At 71.0% G+C, this 17,747-nt stretch carries 16 protein-coding genes; 9 read left to right on the forward strand and 7 right to left on the reverse strand.

The genetic code is table 11. The features are described from left to right. Window positions 1–119: 119 nt before the first annotated feature. Window positions 120–830 (reverse strand): hypothetical protein, encoded by a 711-nt coding sequence (locus tag ACFO0C_RS04475; protein WP_378065210.1) that lies wholly within the window; start codon window positions 828–830, stop codon window positions 120–122. Window positions 831–866: 36 nt separating this feature from the next. Between ACFO0C_RS04475 and ACFO0C_RS04480 the strand changes: the two genes are divergently transcribed. Beyond that, window positions 867–1,217 (forward strand): Rv2175c family DNA-binding protein, encoded by a 351-nt coding sequence (locus ACFO0C_RS04480; RefSeq protein WP_378065211.1) that lies wholly within the window; start codon window positions 867–869, stop codon window positions 1,215–1,217. Window positions 1,218–1,284: 67 nt separating this feature from the next. On the opposite strand, the gene ACFO0C_RS04485 is transcribed toward ACFO0C_RS04480, so the two are convergent. Beyond that, window positions 1,285–2,355: a polyprenyl synthetase family protein gene (locus tag ACFO0C_RS04485; RefSeq protein ID WP_378065212.1), complete on the reverse strand. Its 1,071-nt coding sequence runs from the start codon at window positions 2,353–2,355 to the stop codon at window positions 1,285–1,287. 152 nt (window positions 2,356–2,507) lie between these two features. Here ACFO0C_RS04485 and metF point away from each other — a divergent pair, with 152 nt between their 5' ends. The 4 genes from metF (at window position 2,508) to ACFO0C_RS04505 (ending at window position 6,760) form a co-directional block, all read left to right on the forward strand. Next, complete coding sequence (gene metF, locus ACFO0C_RS04490; protein ID WP_378065213.1) at window positions 2,508–3,431, forward strand: methylenetetrahydrofolate reductase [NAD(P)H]; 924 nt, start codon at window positions 2,508–2,510, stop codon at window positions 3,429–3,431. Between the two features lie 277 nt (window positions 3,432–3,708). Then, on the forward strand, window positions 3,709–4,380 hold the full coding sequence (locus tag ACFO0C_RS04495) for a CDP-alcohol phosphatidyltransferase family protein (RefSeq protein WP_378065214.1): 672 nt from the start codon (window positions 3,709–3,711) through the stop codon (window positions 4,378–4,380). A gap of 124 nt (window positions 4,381–4,504) precedes the next feature. Then, on the forward strand, window positions 4,505–4,942 hold the full coding sequence (locus tag ACFO0C_RS04500) for an HNH endonuclease (protein ID WP_378065215.1): 438 nt from the start codon (window positions 4,505–4,507) through the stop codon (window positions 4,940–4,942). A 1,326-nt stretch (window positions 4,943–6,268) separates the two neighbouring features. Beyond that, on the forward strand, window positions 6,269–6,760 hold the full coding sequence (locus tag ACFO0C_RS04505) for a hypothetical protein (protein ID WP_378065216.1): 492 nt from the start codon (window positions 6,269–6,271) through the stop codon (window positions 6,758–6,760). 324 nt (window positions 6,761–7,084) lie between these two features. On the opposite strand, the gene ACFO0C_RS04510 is transcribed toward ACFO0C_RS04505, so the two are convergent. After that, window positions 7,085–8,467, reverse strand: a complete 1,383-nt coding sequence (locus ACFO0C_RS04510) for an FAD-dependent monooxygenase (protein WP_378065217.1) — start codon at window positions 8,465–8,467, stop codon at window positions 7,085–7,087. A 41-nt stretch (window positions 8,468–8,508) separates the two neighbouring features. Here ACFO0C_RS04510 and ACFO0C_RS04515 point away from each other — a divergent pair, with 41 nt between their 5' ends. Continuing rightward, window positions 8,509–9,087, forward strand: a complete 579-nt coding sequence (locus ACFO0C_RS04515; protein WP_378065218.1) for a TetR/AcrR family transcriptional regulator — start codon at window positions 8,509–8,511, stop codon at window positions 9,085–9,087. 107 nt (window positions 9,088–9,194) lie between these two features. On the opposite strand, the gene ACFO0C_RS04520 is transcribed toward ACFO0C_RS04515, so the two are convergent. The 3 genes from ACFO0C_RS04520 to ACFO0C_RS04530 are packed head-to-tail and all read right to left on the reverse strand — an operon-like array spanning window position 9,195 to window position 12,630. Beyond that, entirely contained in the window at window positions 9,195–9,938 is a 744-nt protein-coding gene (locus ACFO0C_RS04520; RefSeq protein ID WP_378065219.1) for a succinate dehydrogenase/fumarate reductase iron-sulfur subunit, read from the reverse strand. Then, the gene (locus tag ACFO0C_RS04525) at window positions 9,938–11,887 is read right to left on the reverse strand and encodes a fumarate reductase/succinate dehydrogenase flavoprotein subunit (protein ID WP_378065552.1); all 1,950 of its coding nucleotides are present in this window, start codon (window positions 11,885–11,887) and stop codon (window positions 9,938–9,940) included. Before ACFO0C_RS04525 ends, ACFO0C_RS04520 begins: the two co-directional genes overlap by 1 nt. A gap of 2 nt (window positions 11,888–11,889) precedes the next feature. Beyond that, entirely contained in the window at window positions 11,890–12,630 is a 741-nt protein-coding gene (locus ACFO0C_RS04530) for a succinate dehydrogenase cytochrome b subunit (RefSeq protein WP_378065220.1), read from the reverse strand. 71 nt (window positions 12,631–12,701) lie between these two features. On the opposite strand from ACFO0C_RS04530, the gene ACFO0C_RS04535 reads away from it, so the two are divergent. The 3 genes from ACFO0C_RS04535 (at window position 12,702) to ACFO0C_RS04545 (ending at window position 16,209) form a co-directional block, all read left to right on the forward strand. Next, on the forward strand, window positions 12,702–13,610 hold the full coding sequence (locus tag ACFO0C_RS04535; protein ID WP_378065553.1) for a LysR family transcriptional regulator: 909 nt from the start codon (window positions 12,702–12,704) through the stop codon (window positions 13,608–13,610). A gap of 32 nt (window positions 13,611–13,642) precedes the next feature. Then, on the forward strand, window positions 13,643–14,401 hold the full coding sequence (locus ACFO0C_RS04540; protein ID WP_378065221.1) for a class I SAM-dependent methyltransferase: 759 nt from the start codon (window positions 13,643–13,645) through the stop codon (window positions 14,399–14,401). 95 nt (window positions 14,402–14,496) lie between these two features. Further along, a complete protein-coding gene (locus ACFO0C_RS04545; RefSeq protein WP_378065222.1) occupies window positions 14,497–16,209 on the forward strand; it encodes a substrate-binding domain-containing protein in 1,713 nt (570 codons plus the stop codon). A gap of 53 nt (window positions 16,210–16,262) precedes the next feature. Here ACFO0C_RS04545 and ACFO0C_RS04550 read toward each other — a convergent pair whose 3' ends face one another. Next, a complete protein-coding gene (locus tag ACFO0C_RS04550) occupies window positions 16,263–17,699 on the reverse strand; it encodes a phytoene desaturase family protein (protein ID WP_378065223.1) in 1,437 nt (478 codons plus the stop codon). Window positions 17,700–17,747 lie beyond the last annotated feature (48 nt).

Consider the following 17,747-nt stretch of genomic DNA (forward strand, 5'->3'; position numbering starts at 1 on the left):
TGTCTTTCCAGTGGGGGTGACCCAGGATGTCACAGCTGAGTCCAAACGGGTATGCAAACGCGTGTGACCTGCACCGATTGACGCGGAACCCTTTCACATACGACGAAATTCCGGGTTTGTCACCATGGGTGGCGGCGGTGATAGCCGTCACTGGAGGGCGCCCCGGGGCTCGGATCGGCCGGAGCGCTCGCGCTGGGATCGGCCGGCCTGCTCGGTGAGGGGGACGCCGACGGCGAGGCGCCCGGAGCGGTCGGCGTCGGCACCGGCGGGGTGTCGCAGTCGCAGTCCGGCGAGGTCGGCAGCGGTGTCGCCGGGCGGGTGTTCTCCCTGGTCGGAGGGGGTGTGACAAGGATCGTCCGGGTGCTGGTCACGACCGCCGGTGAGGGTGGGGCGGCCGGGGCCGTGGTGGTGGCGTGCGACCTGCGCGGGGTGCCGCCCATCCCGGCGTGGCCGCCCGCGCGGACCGGGGGGCCGGCCTCGAACGCCGGCGGTCGCGGCGCCGCGACCGCCGGAGGTGGTGCCACGGCCGGGGCGTCGGTCATCCTCCCGGCGAACGCGGTCGTGGCGGCGAGGTACGCACCGGCCGCCCCGCAGACGGCCAATGCGCAGAAGGCTGCAACCGCGACAAATCGCCGCGGGGGGCGGCTGTCCTCCTCCGGCGGTCCGGCGGGCGGGTCCAGATCCACCAGCGAGCCCGGGAACGTGTTCATCCCGGTCGACGTGACGTCGGGGCCCGGCGCGCCCCGGCCCGCCGGGCGGCGTCCCAGGTCGTAGCAGACGGACCGCCAGGCTCCGGCCATCTCCGCACGAACGTTGCGCCACAGGCTCATCAACGGTTCTCCGATCTGGTCTGGCACGCTGTACTGGTGAACGAACCCGTTACTCCCGGCCCCTCCGGCTGGGTCCCTCTGCCGGATGTGTCCGAAAAGCTCGGTGTGACGATCAGCAAGGTGCACCAGCTGATCCGCGAGGGATCGCTGCTGGCGGTCCGCAGGGACGGCATCCGGGTGGTGCCCGCCGAGCTTGTGGCGAACGCCACCGTGCTCAAGCACCTGCCCGGCGTCCTCACCCTGCTCCATGACGCCGGGTACAACGACGAAGAAGCCCTCGGGTGGCTCTACGAACCGGACGAGACGCTCGGCGGCAACGCCGCCATCGCTCTGGGCGGCGACCGGGCACGGGAGGCGAAACGGCGCGCGCAGGCCCTCGGCTTCTGAAAACCCTTCTCCGGTACGGCTACCCGCCCCGCGCCCAGCAGGTGCGAGGGCGGGCCGTACCGGACTGTCAGACCGAACGCCGCGTCGCCGCGTAGGCCAGCGCCAAGAGCACCTCGCGTGCCTCCGCGTCGACCGGCGCCTGATCGAGAGCGGTCAGTGCCTCACGGCTCAGCGCATCGATCCGTGCCTCCGTGGCATCCAGTGCCCCCGACTCCCGGATGATCGCCCGCAGCCGTTCCACACCCGCGTCGTCCAGCGCCGGATCGCCCAGCGCCGCCTCCAGCTCGGCCCCGCCGGGCCCGCCGGCCGCCGCGAGCGCGGACGCCACCAGATAGGTGCGCTTGCCCTCCCGCAGGTCGTCACCGGCCGGCTTGCCGGTCTGCGCCGGATCCCCGAAGACACCGAGAACGTCGTCGCGCATCTGGAACGCCTCACCCAGCGGCAGGCCGAACGCCGCGTACGACACGAAGATCTCCGGCCCGGCGCCGGCGAGAGCCGCGCCCAGCAGCAACGGCCGCTCCACCGTGTACTTCGCCGACTTGAACCGGGCCACCTTCCCGGCCCGCTCCAGCGACGTGTCGCCGGTCGCCTGGGTCAGCACGTCCAGGTACTGCCCGACGGTCACCTCGGTCCGCATCTGGTCGAACACCGGCCGCGCCCGGGCCAGCTCGGCCAGGCCCATCCCCGACGCGTGCAGCATCTCGTCCGACCAGACCAGGGCCAGGTCACCGAGGAGCACCGCCGCCGAGTCGCCGAACCCGCCCGCGTCGCTGCCCCAGCCCTCCCGGCGGTGCAGCATCTCGAACCGCCGGTGCACCGACGGCTCACCGCGCCGGGTGTCGGACCGGTCCATCAGGTCGTCGTGGATCAGCGCGCTCGCCTGCACCAGCTCCAGCGCCGAGACCGCGGCCACCACCTCGTCCGAGTCGATGCCGCCCGCCCCGCGGAAACCCCAGTACGCGAACGCCGGCCGCAGCCGCTTCCCGCCGCCCAGCACGAACGCCGACACCGTGTCGGACACCTCGGCCAGTGCCGGGTCGATCTCCAGCAGGCGCGTCCGCTGGGTCGCGAGGAAACCGGAGAGGGCCTTGTCGACACGGGGCCGCAGGCCGGCGCGCTCGAGCGGAGAGTTCGTCACCCTTCGAGACGCTAGCGGGTGTGCTCGTCCCCCGTTCGGCCAGATCGCCCCGAGTCCACCACGCCGACGATCCCCGGCTGATCCTCGCCGCTGTGTCCCGCGCCGTGAAACAGCGGTGAGAGGCAGCCGGGGTTCGCCGGTAGAGTTCCGGTGTGGCTCTTGGTCTTCCGTCCCGGCTGCCCGGGGCGCCGTCCGTCGGCGATCTGGTCCGGGGTGCGGCGCCGACGTTCTCGTTCGAGTTCTTCCCACCGAAGACACCGGTCGGGGAGCAGCGGCTCTGGCAGGCGATCCGCGAGCTGGAGCCGTTACGGCCCAGCTTCGTGTCGATCACCTACGGGTCCGGCGGCACCACCCGCGACACCACGGTCGCCGTCACCGAGCGGGTCGCCACCGAGACGACCCTGCTGCCGATGGCCCACCTCACCGCCGTCGACCACTCGATCGCCGAGCTGCGCAACGTGATCGGCCGCCTGGCCGGCGCCGGCATCAGCAACATCCTCGCCGTCCGCGGCGACCCGCCCGGCGACCCCACCGGCGAGTGGGTCAAGCACCCCGACGGCGTGCTCTATGCCGAGGAGCTGGTGCGCCTGATCCGCGAGTCGGGAGACTTCAGCGTCGGCGTGGCCGCGTTCCCCTACAAACACCCCCGCTCCGCCGACGTGGAGAGCGACACCCGCGCGTTCGTCCGCAAGTGCCGGGCCGGTGCCGACTTCGCGATCACCCAGATGTTCTTCGACGTCGACGACTACCTGCGCCTGCGCGACCGGGTCACCGCCGAGGGCTGCGACACCCCGATCCTGCCCGGTCTCATGCCGGTCACCCAGATGGCCACGATCGAGCGCGCCACGACACTGTCCGGCGCCCCGTTCCCCCCGGCCCTGCTGCCCCGTTTCGAGCGCCTCGCCGACGACCCCGAGGCGGTCCGCTCCCTGGGCATCGAGATGTGCGCCGAGATGTGCGCCCGCCTGCTGGCCGAGGGCGTCCCCGGCATCCACTTCATCACCCTGAACCGCTCCACGGCGACCCGCGAGGTCTGGCAACTGCTGGCCCCCGCCGAGGCCACCGCCGCCGCCTGACGTGTCCCCACCCACTCTCGGCGCGCCACCGCCGGAACCGCCCACCTCACCGGTCCCGGCCACAGCGCCGGAACTGCCTACCTCACCTGGCCCGGCTGCCTTACCTGGGCCGGCTGCTTCGCCTGGCCCGGCTGCCTTACCTGGGCCGGCTGCTTCGCCGGGCCCGGCTGCCTTACCTGGGCCGGCTGCTTCGCCTGGCCCGCCTGCTTCGCCGGGGCCGGCCGTCTCGCTGCCCACAGCCGTGCCACCGCCACCGCCGCCGCTGCCCGCGGCTGTGATGGCCTGGGACGACTATGTAGCGGCCTGGTCCGGGCTGCATGGTGGGTTCGATCCGCGGGGGGCCTCGCCTCTGGTGCGGGGGTGGGTGCTTTCGGCGTACAAAATCGGGTCCTTTCTCGGCCGTAAGCGGATCTCGCCGCTCACGGTGACCCTCGCCGGTCTGCTGCTCTGTCTCGGCGTGCCGGTGGTGATCGGCCTGGCCGGGCCGCCGGGCGGACTCGCCGCCGGTGCGCTGCTGGTGCTGCTCGCCGCCGTCGCCGACGGGCTGGACGGGGCGGTCGCGGTGGTGACCGGGCGGGTGACCAGGGCCGGGCACGTGTACGACTCGGTCGCCGACCGTCTCGGCGAGGCCGCCTGGCTGACCGCGTTCTGGCTGGCCGGGGTGCCGGCATGGTTGGCGGTGTCCGCCGGAGCGGCCGGCTGGCTGCACGAATACCTCCGGGCCCGCGCGACCACCGCCGGAATGACCGAGATCGGCGTCGTCACCGTGGGTGAGCGGCCGACCCGGGTCGCGGTCGCCGTGACCGGCCTGGTCCTGGCCCCGATCGCCGCCATCATCGCCCCGGCGTGGACCGTCCCTGCACTCACCGTCACCGTGTCGATCTGGCTGGCTCTGCAGACCGCCGGCCTCGCCCAGCTCACCGTGGCGGTCCACCGCGCCTTGCGCTGATCGTTTATTCGGTTGTCGGCGGTCGATGTCGCGCCTATTTTTTCCTCAGCGGATCCGAACGGGGTAAAACGCCCCTGAACTGTGGATCAGCTATTGTGCAAACGATTTTCCGGGGGGTGACGAAATGAGTGCGGTTCTGGTTCTGAACGCCGACTGCGGGCCGCTGCACCGGGTCAGCCTCCGGCATGCGATCCGGATGCTGTTCCGTCAGGTCGCCGTGGTTCACGAGGCCCAGCCGGACAGCCGGATGGGTGTCTACCCGGTGCCGACCGTGGTGCGCCTGGTGTCCTACGTCGTGACGCGCTGGCGCCGCGGGCGTGGCCCGGGCTGGTCGCGGGCCGGAGTGCTGCTGCGTGACGGGCGGAAATGCGCCTACTGCGGTGACGCCGCGTCGACCATCGACCACGTGCTACCGCGTTCGCGGGGCGGTCGCAACGAATGGCTGAACACCGTCGCCGCGTGCGGGCGCTGCAACAACCGCAAGGGCGACCGCACCCCGGCCGAGGCCCGGATGCCACTGCGCATCACGCCGTTCGCCCCGGTGTGGGCCGCTCATCTCTGAGCCCCTTTTACGCTCCGCATTGTCGACTTTCCTCATTGCGGCGGCCGGCGGGTTTACACGGGGACTCGCCGGCCGCCCCCCCCTTCGGCTGCCGCGGTCAGTGACTGCTCTTCAGCGGCTGCCCTCAGTGGCCGTCTTGATCGGCTTTTGGTAAGCGGCCGCATTCCAGAGTGGCTGCCCTTCAGTGGTCGCCCGCCAGCGGCCGTTCCGGATGAATTGCTCCGGGACGGCCGCTGTTCTGGTGCGCATCTCGGGTCACGGGCGGCTGATTCGGGACGTCACTGTTCTCATCAAGGGTGCGAATGTCGCTCGTCCGTGTTGCCCATCCCGGCCGGTTCGCCCGCCCGCGGGTTGCCCATCCCGGCTGGTTCGCCCGCCCGCGGGTTGCCTATCCCGGCCGGTTCGCCCGCCCGCGGGTTGCCCATCCCGGCCGGTTCGCCCGCCTGCCGGGTTGGTCGCGGCTTTGAACCTTCGTCTGCGGAGAGCGGCTCGGGTTCCGCTCGGCCGCCGCGACGACGGAAGCACACACGACGCCAATGTGTGACCTCACCAGCGTTGTAGCGCAATGCCGCGTAGTTGAGAGGTTCCGGGTGTCGGCAATGCTCGTCCGAGTGATCGATATCCGGCTCTGTGGTGGGCCGTCGGCGAGATCGGTGGGCGTCCGAGAATCGAGCCGGATGGGCGGTGACCGCACCCGGTGTGCTGACCGTGACCGTTCACCGCCCTTCCTGATCGAGTCAGATGGGCGGTGACCGCACCCGGTGTGCTGACCGTGACCGTTCACCGCCCTTCCTGATCGAGCCGGATGGGCGGTGGCCCCACCCGGTGTGCTGACCGTGAACGTTCACCGCCCTTCCTGTCGGATCTTGACCGATTGACCACCGGAAGCGGTGGTCAATCGGTCAAGATCGGCTGGGGTTCATTCGGCGAATGTCGGTGGTCACCGCGTTAGCGGGCGCCTGGTGACTTCGGGTGTCGTGGGTGTCGCTCCGCCTGAGGGAAGTTGGGCGGCCATTCAAGTGCCTGTGTCGGGTTCAGGCTGATATCGATCACCCCGGGTCGGTGTTGCGGGTCCTCAGGGCCTCTTGAGCGCGCGGCATTGCATCATGACGAGGAATCCCTTGATCGTTCATCCTCGCGAGGGCGACGACCAGCGCACGCAATCGACGATCGTTTGCGTTGACCAACGCTGTCCGGCCCAGCGCGCCTCGATCCCGCATCCTGGCGGCCGGTGACGCCGGTCAGCGGGCACCCCGAGCGATCATGAACAGGGCAGTGCGGCCGGTGGTGAAAATGGGGACGGCGGTGAGATCGGGGAGGGGCCGGGTGGGGGAACTGGACGGGTTGCGGGAGATTCGGGCGCGCCGGGCCCGGCTCGATACCGAGGAACTGGAACTGATCGATCGAGCCAGGCGCTCCGGTGTGACCTGGCCGGAGATCGCGGCGGCCCTCGGTCTCGGCAGCCGTCAGGCGGCGGAGCAGCGCCGGCGCAACCTGGCGAAAAGCGCCGAACGCGACTCCCGGCCGCGGCGCTCAGAGCTTGATCAGGGGTACGGCGACAGCGCCGGCCGCCTCCGTGGGCAAGCCGTCGACCTGCACCGCAGAATCGGCGCCGACCGTCGGTGGGATGCCCGTTTCACCCGCGCGGCCCTGGTTCGGGAGACTCTCGCCGCCGCTCCGGACGCCCCCGCCGGCGCGCTCTACGACCTGGTGACCGCCGCGCTCGCCGACCTGGAGGGCCGCCTGCTCCCCGCACCATTGCGCGCCTCGGTCGAACGTCTCCGCACCGAAGCCGAGCAGCCACGCGGCCCGATCTGACGGAGAAGCGCCGATGTCCAGCGACCTCGCATCCCAGGCCGATGGTGAGGCGCTGGCATGGCGACGGAGGAGGGCGCAGCGACGACGGTAGGGCGGCGACGGTGGCAGGGCGGCGACGGTGGCAGGGCGGCGGCGACGGTGGCAGGGCGGCGACGGTGGCAGGGCGGCGGCGACGGTGGCAGGGCGGCGACGGTGGCAGGGCGGCGGCGGTAGGGCGGCGGCGACGGTGGCAGGGTGCGGCGACGGCGGCAGGGTGCGGCGACGGCGGCAGGGTGTGGCGGTGGAGTGGCAGAGCGCGGCAGCGACGGTGACAGGTGCTGGGCTTCAGAGGCTGAGCCGGCGGAGGTAGGTGAGGATGTCGGCCACCTCGTGAGTGGCGCAGCCGATGTAGTTGTCCGGGCGGATCAGGAGCAGCGTGGGACCTGTCGTTTCGTAGATCGGGGCCGCCTCGGGCACGTGGTGGACCGGGATCGGCAGGTCGGGCAGCGTTTCGGTCCAGCCGAAGGTCAGCAGGGTGGCGTGTGGGCCCCGCAACCGGTCGAAGAGGCGGTCGCCGGCGTTCAGTGGGGCGTCGGGTGCCCGGTCGCCGGCGCGCACCGGGCCCGGTGACGGCCTGTGCTCCGCGGAGAGGCTCGCGCCTCGGTAGTTGAGGGACAACTGCCGCAGCACCGGGTCGTCGCGGCGCATGGCGTCGTCATCGCCCGCGACGTGCCGGTCGTGCAGCCGGGTGCTGATCCCCAGGACCGATGCCGCGACCGGTAGTCGTTCCTCCTCGTATGTGTCGAGCACCGCGGGGCTGCCGGTGGCGATCTTCCAGCCCAGGTTGTACGCATCCTGGATGCCGGTGTTGAGCCCCTGCCCGCCGGCCGGTGAGTGCACGTGGGCGGCGTCGCCGGCCAGGAAGACGTCGCCGGAGCGGAAACGGGACGCCATCCGCATGCTGGCGCGGTACTCCGACGTCCAGCCGACCTCGGTGACGGTGATCGACGGGTCGACGGCGGCGACCAGGGCGGCGGGGGACAGCGGTGACGGTGGGGCGGTCAGCTGGAACCAGTCGCCGCCGGGTAGCGGGCACAACCCGAGACGGAACGCCCGGCCCTCGCCCGGCCACACGTGCCAGTGGTCGCTGCCGAGGCCGGTGAGGCGCACGTCGGCGATCAGCATCCGCTCGTCCTCGTGGGTCTCGCCCTCGAACCCGATGCCGGCCAGCTTGCGGACCGTGCTGCGGCCACCGTCGGCGCCGACCACGTGTCGCGCGTCGACGGTCTCGCCGCTGTCCAGCGTGATCCGCACTCCGCCGTCGATCGGGGTGAGCCCGGTGAGGCCGGTGCCGAACTCCACGGGGACTCCGTCGGCGAGCAGCTCGCAGGTGCGCCACTGGGGGAGCATCAGCATGTTCGGCCACGGCACGGCCGGTGTCGGCGCGTGGGTCTCGTCGAGGCGGAACTCGTGCGTCCCGCCGCCGGGCAGATGGGCCAGCAGCGCCGGGTAGTCGCTGCCGGCGGCCCGGAAACGCCCGGCGAGCCCGAGGTCGTCGAGGACTTCGAGGGTACGGGGTTGCAGTCCCTTGCCACGCGAGCCGGTGAACGGGTCCGGTGACCTCTCCACGATCCGGAACGGCACGCCGTGGCGGGCAAGCTGGCGGGCGAGGGTGAGCCCGGTCGGGCCGGCACCCACGATTACGGTGAATTTTGATTCAGTGAACATGTATTCACCGTACGGTCGCTGCTAACCTCCGTCAAGTGGTGATGGGGACACGCAGGCAGCAGGCGGCGCAGACCGAGGCGGAGTTGAAGGCGGCCGCGATCCGGGTGTTCGCGCGGGTGGGCTACCTGAACACGAAGATCACGGACATCACGGCCGAGGCGGGGCGGGCCACCGGCTCGTTCTACAAGCACTTCCCGAGCAAGGAGAAGCTGCTCGAGGCGCTGCTGGCCGATCTGCTCGCCGAGGGGGACGCCAACGCGGAGCTGGCCGGTCACCGGGACGACTTCCGCGACCGGGAGGCGGTGCGCTGGCACGTCGCCGTCTACTGGGCGTTCTATCGCGACCATCGCGCGGTCATGTCGGCGCTCCAGCAGGCCGCGACCGTCGACGAGGAGTTCGCCCGCCGCAGCCGGGAGATGCTCGAACCGGACCTGCACCACCTGGCGGGGCATCTGGCCGGGCTGAACCCGCCCGGCGGCCCGCTGGTCGCGGCGTCGTTCTTCACCTCGACGCTCTCGGCGGTCACCGCCGCCTGGTTCACCGATCCGAGCCCCGCCGCCGGTGAGGACGAGACGATCGAGGCCCTGACCACATTCCTGCACCACGGGCTCGGCGGGTAGGAGACCACCGTTCAAAGACCGGATGCCCGGCACGCCGTTGTGCCGGGCATCCGAAGAAGCCGGGTACCGGACACGCCGTTGTGCCCGGTACCTGGAGTCGCGTGCGATCAGCGCGTGGTGATCGCCTTGCGGTAATCGCTGTTCAGGCGGCCGATGAGGCTCAGCGGGATGCCCTTGGGGCAGACCGTGGTGCACTCGCCGGCGTTGGTGCAGCCGCCGAAACCGGCGTCGTCCTGCGCCTGCAGCATGTCGATGACGCGGCTGTCGCGCTCGGGCTGGCCCTGCGGCATCAGCCCGAGGTGGGCGATCTTCGCGGCGGTGAACAGCATCGACGAGCCGTTCGGGCAGGCCGCCACGCAGGCGCCGCAGCCGATGCAGGTGGCCGCCTCGAACGCGGCGTCCGCGTCCTTCTTCGGCACCGGCGTGGCGTGGGCGTCCGGCGCGGTACCGGTCGGGGCGGTGATGTAGCCACCGGCCTGGATGATCTTGTCGAACGCGGACCGGTCGACGACCAGGTCCTTGATCACCGGGAAGGCGGCGGCGCGCCACGGCTCGACATCGATCACGTCGCCGTCGGAGAACTTGCGCATGTGCAGCTGACAGGTCGTGGTCGCCTTCTCCGGGCCGTGCGCCACACCGTTGATGACCATGCTGCAGGCGCCGCAGATGCCCTCGCGGCAGTCGTGGTCGAACGCGATCGGGTCGTCACCACCGAGGATCAGCGTCTCGTTGAGGACGTCGATCATCTCGAGGAACGACGCGTCGGGGGAGATCCCCTTCACGTCGTAGGTGACCATCTTCCCGGCCGCCGAGGGGCCGGACTGACGCCACACCCTGACCTTGATGTCCATTACTTGTAGCTCCGCGTGCTCGGGTGGACGTACTCGAAGTTGAGGTCTTCCTTGTGCAGCGTCGGCTTGCCGTCCGCGCCGAAGTACTCCCACGCCGCGGCGTAGCTGAACTCGTCGTCGTGGCGCAGCGCCTCACCGTCGGGGGTCTGCGACTCACCGCGGAAGTGGCCACCGCAGGACTCGCGGCGGTGCAGCGCGTCGATGCACATGAGCTCGCCGAGCTCGATGAAGTCGGCGACCCGGCCGGCCTTCTCCAGGTTCTGGTTGAGCTCCTCGCCCTTGCCCGGCACCTTCACCCGGGTCCAGAACTCCTCCTTGAGCGCCCGGATCAGGCCGATGGCCTTGGTCAGGCCCTCCTCGGTCCGCTCCATGCCGCAGTACTCCCACATGATCTGGCCGAGCTCGCGGTGGAACGAGTCCACCGTCCGGTCGCCGTCGATCGACAGGAACTTCTCGATCCGGTCCTCGACCTGCTTGCGGGCCGCGACGACCGCCTCGTCCGATTCGGTGACCTTCTTGAAGGGGCCCGCGGCGAGGTAGTTGCTGATCGTGTTCGGGAGCACGAAGTAGCCGTCGGCCAGGCCCTGCATCAGCGCGGACGCGCCGAGCCGGTTGGCGCCGTGGTCGGAGAAGTTCGCCTCGCCCACCACGAACAGGCCGGGGACCGTCGACTGCAGGTCGTAGTCGACCCAGAGGCCGCCCATCGTGTAGTGCACGGCCGGGTAGATGCGCATCGGCGTCTCGTACGGGTCCTCGCCCGTGATCCGCTCGTACATCTCGAAGAGGTTGCCGTACTTCGCCTCGACCGCCTTGCGGCCCAGCCGGTTGATCGCGTCGGCGAAGTCCAGGTACACGCCGAGACCACCGGGGCCCACACCGCGGCCCTCGTCGCAGACGTTCTTGGCGGCACGCGACGCGATGTCACGGGGCACCAGGTTGCCGAACGACGGGTAGATCCGCTCCAGGTAGTAGTCGCGGTCCTCCTCGGCGATCGAACCGGCGGGCTTCTGGCAGTCCGCGGCCTTCTTCGGCACCCACACCCGGCCGTCGTTGCGCAGCGACTCCGACATCAGGGTCAGCTTCGACTGGTGCGAGCCGGACTCCGGGATGCAGGTCGGGTGGATCTGCGTGTAGCAGGGGTTCGCGAACAGCGCGCCCTTGCGGTGCGCCCGCCACGACGCCGTGACGTTGCAGCCCTTGGCGTTGGTGGAGAGGAAGAAGACGTTGCCGTAGCCGCCGGAGGCCAGCACGACCGCGTCGGCGAACTCGGTGGTGATCTCACCGGTCACCATGTCGCGGACGACGATGCCGCGGGCCTTGCCGTCCACGATGATCAGCTCGAGCATCTCGTGCCGGGCGTTCATCTCGACGTTGCCGAGGCCGATCTGCCGCTCCAGGGCCTGGTAGGCGCCGAGCAGCAGCTGCTGACCCGTCTGGCCCCGGGCGTAGAACGTCCGGGACACCTGGGTGCCGCCGAACGAGCGGTTGTCGAGCAGGCCGCCGTACTCACGGGCGAACGGGACGCCCTGGGCCACGCACTGGTCGATGATGTTCACCGACACCTGGGCGAGGCGGTACACGTTCGACTCGCGGGCGCGGAAGTCGCCGCCCTTGACCGTGTCGTAGAAGAGCCGGTAGACGGAGTCGCCGTCGTTGCGGTAGTTCTTCGCGGCGTTGATGCCACCCTGCGCGGCGATCGAGTGCGCGCGGCGCGGGCTGTCCTGGTAGCAGTAGGACTTGACCTGGTATCCGGCCTCGGCCAGGGTCGCCGCGGCCGAGCCGCCGGCCAGGCCGGTGCCGACGATGATGACGGTCAGCTTCCGGCGGTTCGCCGGGTTGACCAGCTTGGCGTTGAATTTGCGTCGTTCCCAGCGGGTCTCGACCGGCCCGTCCGGGGCGGCCTTGTCGAAGACGGGTTCGCCCTCGGCCCAGAAGTCGTTAGCAGTCATCATCAACCCACCAATCCGGTCAGGACCGCGATCGGCACCGAGAGGTACATCGCGACCAGGATCACCGAGAGCGTCAGGGCGATCGCCTTGGCCCGGCGCTCGCCCTTGATCGTCTGCTGGCCCATCGTGCGGGCCGCGCTCCAGATGCCGTGCCGCAGGTGGAAACCGACGGCGACGACCGCGAGGACGTAGAAGAGGGTCACGTACCAGCGATCGGGGGCGAAGCCCTCGACCACGCGCTCCGACGGGGCGGAGTCGCCGCCGGCGGGGTTCACCTTGCCCAGAGTCAGGTCCAGGATGTGCCAGATCACGAACAGCACGATGATCACGCCGCCCCAGCGCATGGTGCGGGCGGCGTAGCTGCCCTGGACCTTCGGCCGGTGGGCGTACTTGACCGGACGGGCCTTCTTGGCGCGGATGGTCAGCGCCGCGGCCGCCCAGATGTGCAGGCCGATCGCGACCAGCAGGCCGACACGCTGGATCCAGAGGAACCAGGCGTGCGGCAGCAGGGGCGTGCCGAGCTCCCGCAGCCACTCCGCGTAGTGGTCGAAGTCCGACTCACCCACGAAGATCTTGAGGTTGCCGGCCGCGTGCGCGAAGAGGAAGAAGACCAGCAGAGCGCCGCTGGCCGCCATGATCAATTTGAGTACGACCGACGAGGGCCGGACCGACTTCGGCGGCGTGGGGCGTGCCGTCGCACCCGCAGCCTTGGTCGTCTTGGGAATAGGAGTGTCTACCGCCACAACTTGGACGGTAGAAAGTCCCGATCGATTCGTCTAATGCATGCAGGTGCTGCCCTCCATAGCTATAGGCTATTAAGGTGCAGCTGCAACAACTCAGGTACTTCGTAGCGGTGGCAGAGACGCGACATTTCACCCAAGCAGCGGATGAATTGGGCGTCTCGCAGCCCACCTTGAGTAAGCAGATTCACACCCTCGAAACGTCACTCGGCGCGCCGCTCTTCGAGCGCATCCGCGGGGGCGTGACCCTCACCGTAGCGGGCGAAACCCTGCTTCCGCTGGCACAGCGCATGATCGCCGACGCGGATGCGGCACGCGACGCCGTCGCCGACATCGTCGGCCTCCGGCGTGGGGAGATCCGGCTCGGTGCCACCCCCAGCCTCTGCTCCTCACTGGTCCCGTCGGTGCTCCGGGCCTACCGGGCCGATCACCCCGGCATCCGGCTGCACGTGACCGAGGGCAGCTCGCAGGAGATGATCGCCGACCTGCTCGCGCACACCCTCGACCTGGCCCTGATCGTGCAGCCCGAGCACGGCGTCGACCCGGCCCTGGAGACCGCCGAGCTGCTCCGGGAGAGCCTCGTCGTGGCGTCGGTCGCGACCGGTCCGCCGCCGACTGTGGCCCGCCAGCTCGACCTCATCGAGCTGCGGCACACCCCGATGGTGATGTTCCGCGACGGGTACGACATCCGTGACGTCACCCTGCAGGCGTGCGAGCGGGCCGGCTTCACCCCCAGGTTCGCCGTCGAGGGCGGCGAGATGGACGCCGTGCTCGCCTTCGTCGAGGCCGGTCTCGGTGTCGCGCTGGTGCCGAGCATGGTGCTGACCAACCGCCCGCTGCTGCGGGCCACCCCGCTCGCCCCGCCCGGCATGCGGCGCACCATAGCCCTCGCCCAGCGCCGCGGGGCCATCATGTCGCACGCCGCGGCCGCGCTGCGCGAGGTCGTCATCGAGCACTGCGCCGCGACCGTCCACATCGGGTAGTCAGGCGGCTGCGGCGCGTTTAGGCTGCGGAGGTGTGGCATGGCGAGTATCGGGATCCCCGGCTGGTCGAGGTCTACGACGCTGAGCACCCCTGGGGCTGGGAGGACGACTTCTTCATGCGGGTCCTCGCCGACCGCATGACGCCCCGCGTCCTCGATCTGGGCTGCGGCACCGGCCGGCTGGCGATCGCCATGGCCGGGGCGGGACATGACGTGACCGCTGTCGACCCGGCCCGCGCCTGCCTCGACGCGGCCCGCCGCAAGCCCGGGGCCGCCCGGGTCCGGTGGGTCGAGGGCTCCTTCGAGACGCTGTCGCCCGGTGCCTTCGACGCGGCCTTCCTCGCCGGCCACGTCACCGAGCTGATGGTCACCGACGAGGAGTGGTCCGGCGCCCTGCACGCGCTGCGCGACTCCCTCGTCGTCGACGGGCGGCTGATCCTGGACAGCCGCGACCCGGCCGCCCGCCCGTGGCGGCAGTGGGACCGGGCCGGCACCGAGCGGTCCATCGTGCTCTCCGACGGCTCGGCGGTCGTCGCGTGGACCGAGGGCGTCCCGGCCGCCGACGAGAGCACGGTGTCCGTCGTCCATCACTATCTGTATCCGGACGGTCTTGAGCTGACCAGCGCGGCCGTCCACCGGTTCCGGGACGAGACCACGCTGCGTGACACACTGCGTGCTGCCGGTTTCCGGGTCGACCAGCTCTACGGTGGATGGAGCCGGGAGCCGCCCGGCCTCAGCGATGACGGAGAACTGATAGTGATCGCTGTCGCTGAGCCTCGGATAGGGCCCTGATGTGCCGCGTTACTTACTGAACCATTGCAGGACATGAATCCCGGACTACTATCCGGCAGGCATCGGTACCGACCTCAACGACGGGGCTAGGTGGCATGTCCGACAACGAGTGGCCAAGGCAGTTGCCCGCGCCGGACCACGGCGACTGGTCCGAAGCGCCCCAGAGCCGCGGCCGGGTCATGCTCGCCGCGGTGCTGGTGATCACGGTCCTGCTCGTCGCCGGCGGCGTCGCCTGGCGGCTGATGAGCAACGGGACGTCCACACCGGTCGCGCAACCCAGCGCCGCCCCCGTGCCGTCCGCCACCCCCACCGTCACCCCGTGCCCCGACCCCGAGCTGACCGTGGCCGTGGCGCCCGAGATGGCCCCGGTGATCAGCGAGGCCGCGGCCGAGCTCAAGCCGGAGGGGCAGCGCTGCTCGTCGATCGTGGTCCGGGCCGAGGAGCCGGGCGTCACCGCCGACGCCAAGGACCAGCCGGACGTCTGGGTGCCGTCGTCGAGCGTCTGGTTGCGGGTCGCCGCCGACAAGAAACACGTCTTCCAGACCTCCGGCGCCACGCTCGCCTGGTCGCCGATCGTGCTGGCCGCGCCACCCGCCCTCGCCGACCAGTACGCCAAGGACGGCAAGACCGCCTGGACCACGCTGATCAAGGCGGTCACCGAGGAACGGGTCCCGGTCGTCACCATGCCCGACCCGCTGATCACCACGACCGGCCTGCTCAGCGTCCACGGCATTCAGGCCGCCGCCGCGCTCACCACCAAGGACCCGGGCATCGCCCAGCTCCGCGCGCTCACCCTGCGCAGCCGGCTCACCGAGGCCGACGCCGACCCGACCTCCCTGATCGTCGAGATGGGCCGCCAGACCGACCCCGGTGCCGCAGCCTTCGACGTCGGCGTCTTCCCGGTCGTCGAGCAGCAGGTCACCGCCTATCAGAAAGCCGCTCCCAAGGTTCCGCTGTCGGCTGCGGTGCCGGTCGACGGGCAGGTCGAGGCCGACTATCCGTTCGCGGTCCGCAAGGGTGTGAAGACCCGGCTCGTCGAGCAGTTGCGCGCCGCGATCAGCAAACCGGACCTGGCCGCCGCCGGGTTCCGTACCGAACCCACCGCCGGCGGCGCCCGCCTGCCCGAGTCGGCCAAGGCGATGCTGACCCCGGCCAAGCAGTGGGCCCAGTTCCAGACGCTGGCCTTCCAGGTGCTCCTGCTGATCGACAACTCCGGCTCGATGAACGAGAAGATCGGCGCCGGCGCGGACACGAAGGCGTCGCTGCTGCGGGAGTCCGGCGCCAGCGCGGCCGAACTGTTCAACGAGGAGACCACGATCGGTATGTGGTATTTCGGCGCCGCTGGTGCGACCGATCCCGCACACACCGAGGTGGTCCCGTTCGGCCCGATCACCGCGGGAGCCGGTGGGAAACCCCGCCGCCAGGCGCTCGGCGAGGCGATCGGCTCCTACCAGCCGCGGGCGAACGCCGGCACGCCGCTCTACCAGAGCGTCCTCGACGGCATGGACACCATGCGCAAGCAGGCCCAGGACGGCCGTCCGTCGGTCCTCGTGGTGCTCACCGACGGCGCCGACGGCGGCACCCGGTTCTCGATGACCAACCAGGAGTTCCTGCGCCGGCTCGACGCCGGCCTCGACCCCGCCCGCCCGGTCCAGATCTTCGCGGTCGGTTACGGCCCGGACGCCAACCTGAAGGCGCTCCAGGACATGGCGAAGGCCACCGGGGGGCAGGCGATCGCCGCCCGCAACCCGGCCGACCTCGCCTCCGCGATGGCCAAGGCCTTCCTCGCGACCCGGACCACGCCCTAGACGACGGGACCGATCACGTCGGTTCAGGCGGCGGGACCGATCACGCCGGTTCCTCAGGTGGCGGGGCCGATCATGTCAGCGACGATCCGGGCGGACAGGGTCACCATCGGCAGGCCGCCGCCCGGATGGACCGAACCGCCGACCAGGAACAGGCCGTCCACCGGGCCCCGGTTGCCGGGGCGCAGCAGGCCGCCCGCGGTGCCGTAGATCGCCCCGCCCGGCGCGCCCGCCGAGTCGGCCAGGTCGGCGGGGGTACGGGTCTCCCGGAACTCCAGGCGGTCGCGCACGTCGACACCCCGCTGGGCCAGCACGTCCAGCACGTGCCGGGCATAGGCGTCGGCCAGCCCCGGCCGCCGCCAGTCCACAGCGGACGTCGTGGTTCCGTGACGGGGCGCGTTCACCAGCACGAACCACGCCTCCCGGCCGGACGGGTGAACCGACGGATCCTCGGCCCGGGTGACGAACACCGCCGGATCGTCGACCGGCCGGGCCCGCCGCCCCGGGCCGGGGAAGATCGCGTCGAACTCGCCGTCGTAGCGGCGCGGGAAGAACACCGTGTGGTGGGCCAGTTCGGGGGTGTCCCCGCGCACGCCGAGCAGCAGCACGAACCCGCCGAGGCTCCGGTCGGCGAGCCCGGCCAGCCGGCCCGGGCTCGGCAGCAGATCCCGGTACAGCGTCGTCGCGTCCACATCGGACACCACCACGTCGGCGCGCACGAAACGGCCCGACCGCAGGCTCACCCCGCGAACCGCGGCGTCGGCCTCGATCGCCGTCACCTCGGAGCCCAGCTCCAGCCGTACCCCCAGATCGTCACATCGCGCGCGCAGCGCCGCGGCCAGCGTGCCCAGACCGCCCGGCAGATACCAGCCGCCGTGCGTCAGTTCGGCGTAGGGGATCGCGGCGAGCGCCGCCGGCGCGCGTCGCGGATCGGTGCCGGTGTACGTCGCGTAGCGGTCCAGCAGCATCCGCAGCCGCCGGTCCCGCAGGTAGCGACGGCCCAGGCCACGCAGCGTCCGGCCGGGCGCGATCGCCGCGAGATCACCCACCCGCCAGGTGAGCCGCGCCAGCGACCCGGCCGTCACCGGCCGCTGCAGCACCGACTCCCAGGAGGCCTGCCAGATCCGGGCCGCCCGGCGCCAGAACCGCTCCCAGTCACGAGCGGCCTCATCACCGAGTGTCGCCGCGATCCGTTCCAGGAACACCGCGTGATCGGGCGACGAGTCGAGCACCACCCCGTCCGGGAAGACGTGCCGCACCACCGGGTCCAGCGGCCGCGGCCGCAACCCCAGCTCCAGATCGTCGAAGACCTGCGGCAACGTGAGCAGACTCGGCCCGGTGTCGAAGCGGTAGCCGTCCCGTTCGTACACCGCGAGCTTCCCGCCGGCCTCCGCCGCCCGCTCGTGCACCGTCACCCGATGCCCTGCCGCCGCCAGCCGCACGGCGGCGGCAAGACCACCGACTCCGGCTCCCACCACGACGACGTCACTCACGGTTACCCCTCTTTCTCTGGTACGGGCGCCGCACTCCCGCCGAATGAT

Source organism: Actinoplanes subglobosus (genome assembly GCF_042650585.1).
Taxonomy (GTDB): domain Bacteria; phylum Actinomycetota; class Actinomycetes; order Mycobacteriales; family Micromonosporaceae; genus Actinoplanes; species Actinoplanes subglobosus.